Origin of the sequence: Photorhabdus temperata (assembly GCF_025384845.1) — a bacterium.
GTDB classification, from domain to species: Bacteria; Pseudomonadota; Gammaproteobacteria; order Enterobacterales; family Enterobacteriaceae; genus Photorhabdus; species Photorhabdus temperata.
The window spans coordinates 19,196-34,322 of sequence record NZ_JAJAFX010000013.1; the positions used below are offsets into that span (position 1 = coordinate 19,196).

Genomic DNA, 15,127 nt, shown 5'->3' on the forward strand with positions numbered 1-15,127 from the left:
GATCATTAAGTGATAACAAGCACCAAATTAGCAAACTATTCTTTACATAACATCATACGTGTTCTTAATGCATGTTTAATGCCAGAAGGTGCGTTATTTCACTCTTGAGCTTTAACCTCTTTCTGTGGCAGCGTAAGATTTGGTATTGAATTAATTCCATAAGTACGAAACGACAAAAAGGTTTCTTATGACACAACAGCGACAAGCTAAATACCGCCGGGATTATCGCGCTCCGGACTATACGATTTCTGATATTGAACTTGATTTTAATCTTGATGCTGATAGCACAGAAGTTACCGCCGTTAGCCAGATAAAACGTCTGAGTCATGAAATAACGCCGTTGGTGCTGAATGGTGAAGACTTAACATTGAAAAGTCTTCATGTAGATGGTCAACCGTGGGAACATTACCGTGAACAGGATGAAACTCTGGTCATTGAGCAGTTGCCGGCTCAGTTCACTTTGAAGATTGTTAATGAGATCCACCCAGCGAAAAACACCGCTCTGGAAGGTTTGTATGTCTCTGGCGATGCACTTTGTACCCAGTGTGAAGCCGAGGGTTTTCGCCACATTACCTACTATTTTGATCGTCCCGATGTACTGGCTCGTTTTACAACCCGCATTACAGCTGATAAAGCCAAATATCCGTATCTGCTTTCAAATGGTAACCGGGTTGAACAAGGGGAAACGGATGATGGGCGTCATTGGGTGAAATGGCAGGATCCATTCCCAAAACCAAGTTATCTGTTCGCGCTGGTTGCGGGTGATTTCGATGTTTTGCGCGATACTTTTACCACCCGTAGTGGCCGTGAAGTTGCACTGGAGCTGTTTGTTGACCGTGGTAATCTCGACCGGGCTGATTGGGCAATGACTTCCCTGAAAAATGCCATGAAATGGGATGAAACCCGTTTTGGTCTTGAGTATGACCTTGATATTTATATGATTGTCGCGGTGGATTTCTTCAATATGGGCGCAATGGAGAATAAGGGCCTGAACGTTTTTAACTCCAAATATGTGCTGGCAAAATCTGAAACGGCGACGGATAAAGATTATCTTGGTATAGAAGCCGTGATCGGCCATGAATATTTCCATAACTGGACCGGTAACCGTATCACTTGCCGCGATTGGTTTCAGCTGAGTCTGAAAGAGGGATTGACGGTATTCCGTGACCATGAGTTTAGCTCTGATCTTGGCTCCCGTTCTGTTAATCGTATCAATAACGTGCGCGTTATGCGTGCGGCCCAGTTTGCTGAAGATGCCAGCCCAATGGCGCATCCAATTCGCCCTGATAAAGTGATTGAGATGAATAACTTCTATACAGTGACTGTGTATGAGAAGGGCGCGGAAGTTATCCGTATGATTCATACCCTGCTGGGTGAAGAACAATTTCAGGCAGGGATGCAGCTTTATGTTCATCGTCATGATGGCAGTGCTGCAACATGTGATGATTTTGTTCAGGCAATGGAAGATGCATCAAATGTGGATCTGTCTCTTTTTCGTCGCTGGTATAGCCAATCCGGTACACCGGTGCTGACAGTTCGTGATGAATATAATGCGGAAAAGCGGCAGTATAAGTTGCATGTCAGCCAGATGACGCCCCCTACCGCCGACCAAAAAGAGAAACAACCTCTGCATATTCCACTGAATATTGAGCTCTATGACAGCGAAGGCCATGTGATTCCGTTGCGTTATGATGGTCAGCCGGTTCACCATGTGTTGAACGTAACCAATGCAGAGCAGACATTTGTATTTGATGATGTGCCGTCATTGCCGGTTCCTTCTTTATTACGGGAGTTCTCGGCGCCAGTGAAATTGGATTACCCGTTCAGCGATCAGCAATTGGCATTTTTGATGAAACATGCCCGTAATGCGTTTTCCCGCTGGGATGCGGCTCAGTCACTGATGGCAAACCATATCAAGTTGAATGTTACCCGTTACCAGCAGAAACAACCGATCGAACTGCCAATGCATGTGGTAGATGCTTTCCGCTCGGTGTTACTGGATAGTGACATTGATCCGGCTCTGGCTGCTCATATCCTGGCTTTGCCGTCAGAAGGTGAGATGGCGGAATTATTTACGATTATCGACCCAAAAGCGATTCATGAAGTTCTGCATGCAATCACCCATACTTTGGCGCAGGAAATGGCGGATGAGTTTGCTGCGGTTTATAACTCTATCAATATAGGCGCATACCGCGTCGATCATCAGGATATTGCCAAACGTTCTCTGCGTAATATCTGTCTATACTATCTGGCCTTTGGCTCTCAAGAGCAGGCCGATAAACTGATATCAAATCAATATCGTCAATCTGACAATATGACTGATGCATTGGCGGCGTTATCTGGCGCGGTGATAGCGGAACTGCCTTGCTGTGATCAACTGATGGCGGAATTTGATGAGAGATGGCATCAGGATGGCTTGGTGATGGATAAATGGTTTAGCTTACAGGCAAGTAGCCCGGCGGCAGATGTTCTCGCTAGTGTGCGTAATCTATTGAATCATCGTTCATTTAGTATGAGTAACCCAAACAGAGTGCGTGCTCTGGTTGGTGCATTTGTTAACAACCCGATGGCATTCCATGCTGAAGATGGCAGTGGTTATCAGTTCCTGTTGGAAATTTTGACTGATCTTAACAGCCGTAACCCACAGGTTGCTTCCCGTTTGATTGAACCGTTGATTCGTCTGAAACGTTATGATGGAAAACGCCAAAGCATGATGTGTAATGTGCTGGAGCAATTGAAAGGATTGGAAAATCTGTCTGGTGATCTGTTTGAGAAAATCACTAAGGCGTTAGAAAGCTGATAACCATTTATCGGGCTAATGGTTATTTAGCCCGATATTCTTTTTGACTTGTTGTCCAGAATAATAAATTTATTCTTGCCATCGTTTACTTTCGGATCAGATCTTATTAAGATGCCCGGCGCTTAATTTACGGCAGTCACTCCCTGTTATCTTGATCTCAGGAGATCGCATGTATTACTCTCTCATCAGGAAGGCGTTGTTCCAGCTTGATCCGGAACGGGCGCACGAGTTAACTTTCCGCCAGCTCAAGCGCATTAGCGGTAGTCCTTTCGAATTTCTTATCCATCAATCAGTTGCTACGAAACCCGTCACTTGTATGGGCCTGTCATTTAAAAATCCCCTTGGTCTGGCCGCAGGTCTTGATAAAGATGGCGATTGTATTGATGCATTTGGTGCAATGGGATTTGGTTTTATTGAAATTGGTACTGTAACCCCACGAGCTCAGACAGGAAACGATAAACCCAGATTATTCCGTATTGTTGAAGCTGAAGGGCTAATTAATCGTATGGGCTTCAATAATCTTGGTGTCGATAACCTGGTGGAAAATGTCAAAAAGGCAAAATATGGTGGAGTTATTGGGATCAATATTGGTAAAAATAAAGATACGCCTGTAGAGCATGGGAAAGATGATTATTTAATCTGCATGGAGAAAATTTATCCTTATGCCGGCTATATTGCGATTAATATTTCTTCACCAAACACGCCAGGTTTAAGAACACTGCAATATGGCGAAGCGCTGGATGATTTATTGTCTGCGATTAAAGATAAGCAGGGTGAGCTTCAGCAAAAATATCAAAAATATGTTCCTGTTGCGGTAAAAATCGCACCAGATCTTTCTGAAGAAGAGTTGATCCAAATTGCAGATAGTTTAATTCGTCATAATATCGATGGTGCTATTGCAACTAATACAACATTAGACAGGAAATTAGTTGAGGGTCTTAACTATTGCCAACAAGCTGGTGGATTAAGTGGCCGACCGATTCAGTTACGTAGTACAGACGTTATTCGCCAGCTCTCTCAAGAACTAAGAGGTGAAATTCCTATTATCGGTGTTGGAGGAATAGATTCACTGACCGCGGCCAGAGAAAAAATAGCCGCAGGGGCCTCTTTAATACAGATTTTCTCCGGATTTATCTATCATGGTCCAAAATTAGTCAAAGATATCGTCAATCATATCTAAATTTTGTTGTTAATTTATCATTGGGGGTTTATTTTTACCCCCAACTCGTCTATATTTGCTCTGATCGTCTAAATTTTTATCAGTCCTTCATATACCTAGCTATATGGCAAGGCTTATTTCACTGAATAGCGGACAAGTTATTTACAATCTGTTGAGTGCATCTATTTAGCGATGTCAGTTTTTTTGCATAATAAGGATAACCCATGAAACTCAAACCTGATGACCAATGGCGCTGGTATTTTGATACTGACCATGACCGCGTAATGCTCGATTTGTCTAAGGGTATGGTTTTTCGTTCCTGTTTTCCTGCAAAGATGCTGACGCCTTATGCAATGGGAGAGACTTCATTTTCTGTAGAAGATGCGGCGCTTTATTATTGTTTTGAAGAACAGACACGTCGGATTAATATTTCAGATGAGTTCAGAGCTGAATTAATTCTTAATGCGTTAGTTGCTTTTCGCTTTATAAAGCCGCAAATGCCAAGAAGCTGGTATTTTTCCCGGTTTGCTATGATAGAAAAGCCTGTACAAGGAGAGTTAATTCAGGTACGGCTTCAGGATTGCGGAACAGAGGCTATATTTCTGGTGGCGGAGGCTGGAGATAGTGCGAGTCTTTGTTTGCTGGCTCAACCGAAATTAACGTTATCTGATCGCGTAATGAGCTTTTGCGATCCAATCAAAATTATGAATGATCGATTGATGCCATTTGTGGAACCTGTTCGTATGCCAATTTATGGCACTGCGGTTTGATTTGAGTTTAAGATCTATTTGCTCTGCGATTCCTGGAAGTAAAACCACTTTTTGGAATACAACGACAAGCCAGAGTATAATTACCGTTGTTAATTGAGAAAATGGTTCTTTATCATCTGAGGAAATTTTACTATATTTACACCTTCCTGCCGGATATCTGTAAAGCACTTTTATTCCTTGTTGTTCTCGCTGTTTGAAAATGATCGGTTCACTATTACAGTGGAAACCTACCCATGATATGTAATAGTTACAGATCACCCATTGCAATATTTTCCATTGTTTCAGAACAATGATAATAGAGTGGAGTAGGGGATATGGCCGGCTTGGGAAATAAAGAAGCGCTTTAAGTTAATTTCCTCCACTCCTTGGAGTATGTATCATCTGTTCCCTTTCCTGACTCTTTTCTGTCTTCCTATTCTTTAACAGAATTGAGTAAGTAGTGTAAGAAGTTATTGGTTAGGTAGTTAATGTAGTACGTCCAGGATAGATAAAGCCGTTTGCCGAAAACAATCATAAGCTTCTGCCCAAGGGACTCTGCTATTTTCAAAGACCATCGGTATCACGAATTGCTGGTAGCGTTGCTGGTATACGGGGTTATTTTCCAGTTCCTCCAGCCCAGCCCTGATTTCATCAACAGGTGAAATCTGAAACTGGGGATACTGGCGGCCATAGCGCTGAATATCTTGTTTAATGGCCTGTTGTACAAAACGGGCAAGCTGGTGGGTATTCGTTCTCTGCGCATTCACAATACAGTAGTTATCATGCAGATGGCGCACTAGTGATTCGTCATCTTTTCTGTCGATATTACGCATAAATGCGGCAGTCCGCCTCAACATAGCTACCAATTTTTCGGCCTGTGTGCTGATAATTGTCACGCAAGGAAACCCTGCAACTACTCGCCCTTTATCTGTCAGTTCCGCGACAAATGAGCGGATATCACGTTGTTCCGCTGTTTCCAGAAGATCAGACTCCATCAACTCCAGTTTGATAAATGGCTTCAAACAAGGAGCCTGTACAACGTGCTGGGGATAGAGAATCGGAATATCATTGTAGCGGTATTCATCCCGTGTAATCTTTGGATTGCTATCGTCAAACCCAAAAAGACCAGATGTTGTAATGGCCTCTGATATCGTCTGGAGAATAGCCTTTCTGATATTTTTGCGTTGTGTCCGCGAATAATGGGTATCTGCTAAGAAGTTAGATTGTGGAACCAGTTTGATATCCACATCTTCAGACATCCGATTGAGCGTAATCCCGGCTTTTGCCAGGGCTGTCCCGCCAGCAAACACCAGCTTATGAGTATCAAACACTAAAGGCTGGAGAAGACGAAGCAGTTCAACGACGTAGTAATCTTTTTCCACAATAGAAACTGATCCGATACCTAGCGCATCGGCAACATCCGAAAATAAACCAAGTAAATCATCCATTTAACCGACTATTCCCTACGGATAACACACGTTTAAACCGAGGTGTGATTTTGATTTGAGTATAAGCAGGAACCTGTGTTGATTTACCGTTTGTATAAGCAGCAGAAGCACCATCCAGGCAGTATCTCACTTTTAAACGTTCCAGCGCTTCAAGAATGACAGCATCAGAGCCTCCGGGCGAAGCAGGCATAATTTTCCCGGTAATGGCGTTTTTCCGTGCTTTTGTGTAAATACCATATCCCACTTTAAGCAGTTGGCCTTCTTTGACCAGAGTGCGTAGTACCCTTCCTACCTGATCGTAACCGGCAATATCCTTAAAGTCATTGCGGGTGAAGACATATCGTTTTGATCGTTTCAAGCGTACCTGAATTCGGGCCTTGATAGTCATGGGATATCTCCAGAAAATATTATCAATAAGAGTAGCAAAAATACGACACTTTCACCAGCAAACGTGCGTATACGACACTTGATTATATATCCGCTTGGCACATTGATTCAGGCTGTATATCCGCCAAATCTTTTGTATTTGAACATATTGAACACTCCATAACAAAGCACACGCCTGCCGGAGTGGTAGGCGTGTGATGCGGTCAGTTGGAGGATTGGAAAGGAGAAACAAAGCATTAATGGTTTTATTGTTCAAGAATTAATTGTTCTACGTGCTTAGAAATCTCTGCCAGCGCATCGTGGCTTGCGTAATCTTTTTGGACGATTTGTGCGCGTTGTTTAAACAAGTTTGTACGCAGCATGTTTTCTACTGTTTGCTTAAGCTGAGATTCAGTTGGTTGTGCTGTATCCAGATTAATACCACATCCAGCCCATACGACGCGAAATGCTGTTTCCTGTTTGCCTTCTCCTGTATCGGCAATGAGCACCGGTGTACCGTGGTTGAGGGCGTAATTAATGGTTCCATAACCCCCATTGGATATTAGCAATGAAGCTTTTGTTAGCCAGTGCTCAAATGAGATAAATTCTTCAATACGTGCGTTGTCAGGTATGTTCTCCTGCCGTATTTCTACCGATCTACCACCGGTGGTTGCCAATACACGTACCGGTAATGTAGCCAGTGCACGCAATGTGGGGAAAATTAACTGGTTTAGATCGGTATTCGACATGGTGCCTTGAGTGACTATAACCAATGGTCGTGGATCATCTTCTTCCCATAATTGAGGTGGTGGTGCTGTCGGTGCGGGGTTGGGGAGTGGGCCAATAAAATGGACTGTATCAGGCAATCCTTCTCGTGGGTATTCAAATGCCAGGGTTGAAAGTTGCAAAAAGCGATCAGAGCCCAAAATGACTTCATCGTTGAAAAATCGGGTTAACGTCGCGCATCCTGACTGAGCTAATGCGTCATTGAAGCTATCTTGTACTTCGGTTTTTAGTTGTCGGGTCTCCTCATCCACGAGTTGTTCATGTGTCAATTCTGATGGTAATAATGCGGGTGGGATACGTGGCCCCCAGAAAATTGAATCTTTTGAAGAGTAAGCCAGAGGCGTTATGCCAATTATGATCACTGGAAGGCGATGAGCTTTTTCTTTTTGCAGCAGTGGCAATACGCCATAAAAGCAGTTCTCGGCTATAAGTAATTCTGCTTTCTGTTCATGGATGATTTGTTGTAGCTGGCGGTCGAGGAATGGGATTGGACTACAGAAGAAATCTTTAAATGCTAGTGCCATTTGCAGATTTCCTGGTGGAAGGTGAGCTCGGTCAGGAAAACGTTGCTTTAAGTGGCGGTAATCAAAGTCTATCTGATCATCAAAAGGGATAAATTTTGCGTTTAAATCTTCTACCTGTTGGCGAAATAACGCGCCAGTGAATACAGTTACTTGATGTCCTTGTGTTATCAGTGATTGAGCTACCTTTAACATCGGATAGACATGCCCGGGTGTTGCAACCGCTGTAATGACAATACGTGCCATAACTTACTCCTTCATACTGTTTTGATTTAATTACGCTAGCTCCTGACTAAGAGGGTGATCACCTTATGACTACTGTCATGAATTCATTGTAGTAATAATAATTTATTATAACAATAATCACTATGATTTATTTTTTCATGCAGTTATGAAATATGCCGATTTCCTCCCCCCTTTTAGTCTGTGTTAGCACCAAAATGGAGAGGAAAGATGACGGTATCTAGGGCTTAGTTAATGCGGCTTTATTCAAGAATTAATTGTTCTACGTGACGGGATATTGCTGCTAATGCATCATGTCTTGCGTAATCTCTTTGGACGATTTGCGAACGTTGTTTAAACAAGTCTGTACTCAGCATATTTTCCACGGTTTGCTTAAGTTGAGATGCAGTAGGATGTGCTGTATCCAGATTAATACCGCATCCAGCCCATACAACACGAAAAGCAGCTTCTTGCTTGCCTTCTCCTGCGTCGGCAATGAGCAACGGCGTACCGTGGCTGAGGGCGTAGTTAATTGTGCCATAACCCCCGTTGGATACTAGCAGTGAAGCTTTCGGCAGCCAGTGCTCAAAGGAGATAAATTCTTCGATGCGGGCGTTTTCAGGTATATTCTCACGCAATGTTTCTACCGATCTGCCACCAGTGGTTGCCAATACACGTACAGGTAATTCAGCCAGCGCATGTAAGGTGGGGAAAATCAACTGATTGAGATCTGTATTGGAAATGGTACCCTGAGTGACTATAACCAATGGCCGTGGATCATCTTCTTCCCATAATTGAGGCGATTCTGCTGTCTGTGCAGGGTTGGGGAGTGGGCCAATAAAATGGACTGTATCAGGCAATCCTTTTCGTGGGTATTCAAAAGCCAGGGTTGATAGTTGCAAAAAGCGATCGGAGCCGAAAATGACTTCATCGTTGAAAGATCGGGTTAACGTAGAGCAGCCGGACTGAACTAATGCGGCATTGAAGCTATCCTGCACTTCGGTTATCAGCTGTCGGTTTTCTTCATCCACTAATTGTTCATGTGTTAATTCTGGCGGTAGTACTGCGGGTGGGATACGTGGTCCCCAGAAAATTGAATCTTTCGAAGAGTAAGCCAGAGGTGTTATGCCAATGGTGATCACTGGAATACGATGGGCTTTTTTTTCTTGCAGCAGTGGCAATATGCCGTAAAAGCAGTTCTCGGCTATAAGCAGATCTGCCTGTTGTTCACGGATAATCTGGCGTAGTTGGCGGTCGAGAAGTGGGATTGGGGCGGAGAAGAAATTTTTAAATGCCAGTGCCATTTGTACATTTCCTGGTGGAAGTTGTGCACGGTCGGGGAAATGTTGTTCTAAATGACGGTAATCAAAGTCCACTTGCTCATCAAAAGGGATAAATTGTGCACTTAAAGCTTCTGTTTGTTGGCGAAATAATGCACCGGTGAATACTGTTACCTGATGTCCTTGTGCTATCAGTGATTGAGCGATCTTTAACATCGGATAGACATGTCCGGGTGTTGCGACCGCTGCAATGACAATACGTGCCATAACTTGCTCCTTCATACGGTTTTGATTGAGTTGCGTTAGCTCCTGTTAGAGTGTAATCATTTTATGACAGTAGTTATAAATTCATTATGGTAATAATTAATTCATTATAGTAATAATCATCGTGCTCGATTTTTTCAGGGAATTATGTATGTAGTTTATGCAATTCAGGACGTTTTATCGAGTCAGCCCGCGTGCCGGCTTACGACACGGCGGTCTGATTTGGGATTAAGATCTATTTTCCGTCGCTGCTTCCAAGAATGAGATCATTCTTTGGAATACAGCAGCAAGCGAGGATATAGCCATCATTCTTAATTGCTGTGGCTTTTAATGGGGAAACCTCTCCTTTTACTAAAGAAATTTTACAGCATCCACACAGGCCCGCCCGACATGAATAGGATATTCTTATTCCTTGTTGTTCCAGTTGCTCTAAAATGATTTGTTGATTGTTACCTGTAAAAGTTTGTCCGTTATATTCAATAGTGATAGATTGTTCATCTGTTTTTGGCGCATCAATGTCTTCAGCTTTTTCTCCGCTGCGATATTTACGGGGATCTTTTTTAGCTAATATTGTGACATTGTCCCCAATCCGAATAATACCGCTGGAGCGGGCAATTAAATTCTGACCAAAATCGACATCATCATTTTCTGCTGTACGGAATGATTGCAATGTCGCTAATGGTTCTCCGTTTGGATTTTTAATTCCTTTGTCAATGCTGACGGTTGTCAGAATACAGCGGCTGCATGGTTTGGGTAAATCAAAGATAACATCCCCAATTTGGATTGATTGCCAACTGTCTTCGGCAAATGCTTCTGCACCCGTAATAACGATATTTGGGCGAAATTGCTCTAATCTAATACTGGCTGGGCAACGTTGTTGCAATGAATGAAATGAAGCTTCATTAATAAGTAAAAATGGATAACCATCCGCAAATGATAATGGAATGTCAGGATGTTTTTTTACTCTTCGGGTTAATTCATGGCTTAACCAACGCAATTGTACCGGAATGTCGAAAAAACCGCTTAACCACTGATTAACTGTTTCTGGCGCAATGAGAGCGGTGAAATGATTACCCCATACTTCCGTGGGTTGCTGTTCAGGCAGGAAATCACTGTAAAGTACAGAGGCGTTTTCTCCGTTAGGCGCACGCAGATAAATACCATTATTTAACATAGCAGGGGTGAACAGCAGCATTTGAGGATACTTACGTGCGGTAATAAAAGTCCCGTCTGTCGTGGTGAGCATAAAATTGCGGTCAAATATAAGGCCGCTTTCACTGACTAATGCATGGGAAAGCTGCAAACCACGCATAGATTTTACCGGGTGGGTGTACAGGCGAGACAGTGTGATCATCCATTAATCTCCATGAAACATTTTTACATGCGCAACTTTATGACATGTCACCCGGATTAGCTATAATGCGTAACAATTTTCTTTTTGGTGATATGCAATATGAACTCTCTGTTTGCCAGCACGGCGCGCGGATTAGAAGAACTTTTAAAGAACGAACTGGAAATGCTGGGTGCGCAATCATGCAAAATTGTGCAGGGCGGAGTTCATTTTCACGGTGATGACAGCGTGATGTATAAAAGTCTGATGTGGAGCAGGCTGGCGTCACGCATTTTATTACCGCTAAACGAATTTAATATTTACAGCGATTTAGATCTTTATCTTGGGGTTCAGTCTATTGATTGGAGCCAGGTTTTCTCTGTAGACAGCACTTTCTCTGTGCATTTCAGTGGTACAAATGAAGAGATACGGAATACCCAATATGGCGCGCTCAGAGTTAAAGACGCCATTGTTGATAGCTTTATCCGTAAGCTGGATCAGCGTCCAAATGTGGCAAAGCAGCAGCCGGATATCCGTATTAATGTTTTCCTGAATAAAGAAAAAGCCAGTGTTGCGCTGGATTTGAGTGGTGAAGGTCTGCATATCCGCGGTTACCGCGATCTTGCCGGTCAGGCTCCGCTGAAAGAAAATCTGGCGGCGGCGATTATTCTGCGTTCAGGTTGGCAGGTTGATACTCCAATGGTCGATCCCATGTGTGGTTCAGGCACATTATTGATTGAAGCGGCAATGATGGCGACTGATCGGGCGCCAGGGTTGCATCGTGATCATTGGGGTTTTACCGCTTGGTTGAAACATGATGAAGAAATATGGCGTGAAGTCACTGCGGAAGCACAGATCCGTTTCCGTAAAGGCCTTCAAGAGACAAATACCCGTTTTGTTGGTTCTGATATTGATCGCAGAGTGCTGGATATGGCGCGATCCAATGCCCGCAGAGCAGGTGTTGCACAGTTGATAACTTTCCAGCAAGGTGATGCAAGCCGTTTGGAAAACCCGTTACCGGAAGGACCGGTGGGAACAGTATTAAGTAATCCACCCTATGGTGAGCGTCTGGAAAGTGAGCCGGCATTGGTTGCACTGCACAGTTTATTTGGCCGGGTGATGAAAAGCCGCTTCCCGGGTTGGCGCCTCTCTCTATTCAGTGCGTCGCCTGAATTGTTAAGTTGCTTGCAATTACGGGCTGAACGTGAATTTAAAGCCAAAAATGGCCCACTGGATTGCGTACAGAAAAACTATCAACTGTCAGATAAACCTCACTCATCAGAGATGGATATGGCGGAAGATTATGCCAACCGTCTTCGCAAAAATGAAAAGAAATTCACTAAATGGGCGAAACAGCAGGGCATTGATTGCTATCGTCTGTATGATGCCGATTTACCGGAATATAACGTTGCTGTTGACCGTTACGCGGATAAAGTGGTTATCCAGGAGTATGCTCCACCGAAAAGTGTTGATGCCAATAAAGCACGTCAGCGTTTATTCGATGTTATCAGTGCAACAATGCAGGTTCTTGGGCTTTCATCAAATCAGTTAGTGCTTAAAACCCGTCAGCGCCAGAAGGGCAAAAGCCAGTATGAGAAAATAGCCGAGAAACAAGAATTCTTTCTGGTAAATGAGTATGGCGCAAAATTTTGGGTCAACCTGGCTGATTATTTGGACACGGGCCTGTTCCTTGATCATCGTATTGCCCGGAAAATGCTGGGTGAAATGAGTGAAGGAAAAGATTTTTTGAATCTGTTCGCTTATACCGGATCAGCAACGGTGCATACTGGGCTGGGAGGCGCGCGTTCAACGACGACAGTAGATATGTCCCGTACTTATCTTGAGTGGGCTGAACGGAACTTACAGGCTAATGGGTTGAGCGGACGCCAACACCGTTTGATTCAGGCTGATTGCCTCGCTTGGTTGGCACAGACCCATGAACAATTTGATTTGATTTTTATCGATCCGCCAACTTTCTCCAACTCTAAACGGATGGAAGATACATTTGATGTACAACGCGACCATATCATGCTGATGAAGCAGCTTAAGCGCCTGTTGCGTCGTGGTGGAACTCTGATGTTCTCCAACAATAAACGCGGTTTTAAAATGGATTTTTCTGAGCTGGAAAAAATTGGCCTGGTGGCAGAAGAGATCACCAGCAAAACCCAGTCGCAGGATTTTGCCCGTAACCGTCAGATTCATAACTGCTGGCTATTACGTCATGCTGGTGAGGAAAAATAATTACTATGTCATTAATCAATTTATCCGGTGCATGGTTGTCGTTCAGTGATGCGCCGTTACTTGATAATGCAGAATTGCATATAGAAGAAAATGAAAGGGTTTGTCTGGTTGGTCGTAACGGCGCCGGAAAATCGACTTTGTTGCGAGTATTAGCAAAAGAACAACCGCTGGATGACGGTCAGGTTATTTATGAACAGGATCTGATCGTTTCCCGGTTACAACAGGACCCTCCCCGTGATGTGGAAGGGACTGTTTTTGATTTTGTTGCCGAAGGTGTTCAGGAACAGGCGGAATACATTAAATCTTTCCATCAGGTTTCCCGTTTGGTGGAACATGATCCAAGTGAGAAGAACCTCAACCGTTTGGCGGAATTGCAAGAAGTGCTGGATATCCGTGGATTATGGTCACTGGATAGTCGTATTAATGACGTGTTGAAACAGCTCTCTTTACCTGCTGAAGAGAAACTCTCTGCGCTTTCTGGTGGCTGGTTGCGTAAGGCGGCATTGGGAAGGGCGCTGGTCAGTTCACCAAAAGTCTTGTTTCTTGATGAGCCAACCAACCACCTGGATATTGATACCATTGAATGGCTGGAAAATTTCCTGAAAGATTTTCAAGGCAGTATTGTTTTTATCTCCCATGACCGTTCGTTTATTCGCAATATGGCAACCCGTATTGTTGATTTGGATCGCGGTAAATTGGTTTCATGGCCGGGTAATTACGACAATTTTCTTGAAGGCAAAGAAGAAGCGTTGCGTGTGGAAGAAATGCAGAACGCCGAATTTGATCGCAGATTGGCGCAGGAAGAAGTGTGGATTCGCCAGGGGATTAAAGCGCGCCGGACCCGCAATGAAGGGCGTGTCAGGGCGTTGAAAGCATTACGTGTTGAGCGTTCCCAACGTCGTGAGGTGATGGGAACAGCTAAAGTACAGATGGAAGAAGCAAGTCGTTCCGGTAAGATTGTATTTGAACTGGAAAATGTTAATTATCAGATTGATGACAGGAAACTGGTCAGTCATTTCAGTGCTCAGATTCAGCGTGGGGATAAAATTGCACTGGTGGGGCCAAATGGCTGCGGTAAAACAACTTTACTGAAATTGATGCAGGGCGATCTGCAACCCGATAGCGGCCGCGTTCATTGTGGTACTAAGCTGGAGATTGCTTATTTTGATCAGCATCGTGCAGCGCTTGATCCTGAAAAAACGGTGATGGACAACCTGGCTGAAGGTAAGCAGGAAGTGATGGTTAACGGCCGTTCTCGTCATATTCTGGGTTATTTGCAGGATTTTCTGTTTCACCCTAAACGGGCGATGACGCCGGTTAAAGCGCTTTCCGGTGGTGAGAGGAACCGCTTGTTACTGGCGCGTCTGTTCCTGAAACCCAGTAATCTGCTGGTGCTTGATGAACCAACCAACGATTTGGATGTGGAAACACTGGAATTGCTGGAAGAGCTGGTGGATAGTTATAAAGGTACAGTATTGCTGGTCAGCCATGATCGTCAGTTTGTTGATAACTCAGTGACTGAATGCTGGATTTTTGAAGGCAATGGCGTGATTAAAAACTATGTTGGTGGTTATTACGATGCTCAGCAACAGCGTGAGCAGACTGTATCACTGCGCCAGCAGAGTGAGAAAAAACTTCAGGCTGAAGTTAAAGCAGAGAAGGTTAAAGCGTCACCAAAACGTACTGGTAACAAAATGAGTCACCATTTGTTGCGTGAATTAGAGCAATTACCGTCATTGTTGGAGAAACTGGAAGAAGAGATTGGTCAATTACAATCTCAAGTGAGTGATACTGAGTTTTTTAATCAACCTCATGCAGTGACCAAAAAAATATTGACAAAATTGTCTGAAAGAGAGCAAGCATTAGAAGCTGCTTTTGATCGCTGGCAGGAATTGGAAACATTGAAAAACGGCTAATAATCATCATACTTAGCGGAATTATTCCGTAGGATCACTCTGAGT

At 43.7% G+C, this 15,127-nt stretch carries 10 protein-coding genes; 5 read left to right on the forward strand and 5 right to left on the reverse strand.

Features of this window, described 5'->3' with window-relative positions; translation table 11 throughout:
• Nucleotides 1-187: 187 nt before the first annotated feature.
• From pepN to LGZ99_RS06985, 3 genes are all read left to right on the forward strand, one after another.
• Entirely contained in the window at nucleotides 188-2,800 is a 2,613-nt protein-coding gene (gene pepN / locus LGZ99_RS06975; protein WP_021324925.1) for an aminopeptidase N, read from the forward strand.
• A gap of 169 nt (nucleotides 2,801-2,969) precedes the next feature.
• A complete protein-coding gene (gene pyrD, locus LGZ99_RS06980) occupies nucleotides 2,970-3,980 on the forward strand; it encodes a quinone-dependent dihydroorotate dehydrogenase (RefSeq protein ID WP_021324924.1) in 1,011 nt (336 codons plus the stop codon).
• A gap of 203 nt (nucleotides 3,981-4,183) precedes the next feature.
• Complete coding sequence (locus LGZ99_RS06985) at nucleotides 4,184-4,729, forward strand: cell division protein ZapC (protein WP_036840718.1); 546 nt, start codon at nucleotides 4,184-4,186, stop codon at nucleotides 4,727-4,729.
• A 464-nt stretch (nucleotides 4,730-5,193) separates the two neighbouring features.
• On the opposite strand, the gene LGZ99_RS06990 is transcribed toward LGZ99_RS06985, so the two are convergent.
• From LGZ99_RS06990 to LGZ99_RS07010, 5 genes are all read right to left on the reverse strand, one after another.
• The gene (locus tag LGZ99_RS06990) at nucleotides 5,194-6,156 is read right to left on the reverse strand and encodes a nucleotidyl transferase AbiEii/AbiGii toxin family protein (protein ID WP_036840721.1); all 963 of its coding nucleotides are present in this window, start codon (nucleotides 6,154-6,156) and stop codon (nucleotides 5,194-5,196) included.
• On the reverse strand, nucleotides 6,149-6,544 hold the full coding sequence (locus LGZ99_RS06995) for a DUF6088 family protein (protein ID WP_021324919.1): 396 nt from the start codon (nucleotides 6,542-6,544) through the stop codon (nucleotides 6,149-6,151). The genes LGZ99_RS06990 and LGZ99_RS06995 overlap by 8 nt, the downstream gene beginning before the upstream one ends.
• Before the next feature lie 244 nt (nucleotides 6,545-6,788).
• The gene (locus tag LGZ99_RS07000) at nucleotides 6,789-8,075 is read right to left on the reverse strand and encodes a glycosyltransferase (protein WP_023044621.1); all 1,287 of its coding nucleotides are present in this window, start codon (nucleotides 8,073-8,075) and stop codon (nucleotides 6,789-6,791) included.
• A gap of 239 nt (nucleotides 8,076-8,314) precedes the next feature.
• Nucleotides 8,315-9,598, reverse strand: coding sequence for a glycosyltransferase (locus tag LGZ99_RS07005; RefSeq protein ID WP_081858344.1), 1,284 nt, complete (start codon nucleotides 9,596-9,598; stop codon nucleotides 8,315-8,317).
• 232 nt (nucleotides 9,599-9,830) lie between these two features.
• A complete protein-coding gene (locus tag LGZ99_RS07010) occupies nucleotides 9,831-10,949 on the reverse strand; it encodes a YcbX family protein (protein WP_036840723.1) in 1,119 nt (372 codons plus the stop codon).
• A 99-nt stretch (nucleotides 10,950-11,048) separates the two neighbouring features.
• Between LGZ99_RS07010 and rlmKL the strand changes: the two genes are divergently transcribed.
• On the forward strand, nucleotides 11,049-13,166 hold the full coding sequence (gene rlmKL / locus LGZ99_RS07015) for a bifunctional 23S rRNA (guanine(2069)-N(7))-methyltransferase RlmK/23S rRNA (guanine(2445)-N(2))-methyltransferase RlmL (protein ID WP_036840724.1): 2,118 nt from the start codon (nucleotides 11,049-11,051) through the stop codon (nucleotides 13,164-13,166).
• Nucleotides 13,167-13,171: 5 nt separating this feature from the next.
• Complete coding sequence (locus LGZ99_RS07020; RefSeq protein ID WP_023044623.1) at nucleotides 13,172-15,082, forward strand: ABC transporter ATP-binding protein; 1,911 nt, start codon at nucleotides 13,172-13,174, stop codon at nucleotides 15,080-15,082.
• The last annotated feature ends 45 nt before the right edge of the window (nucleotides 15,083-15,127 follow it).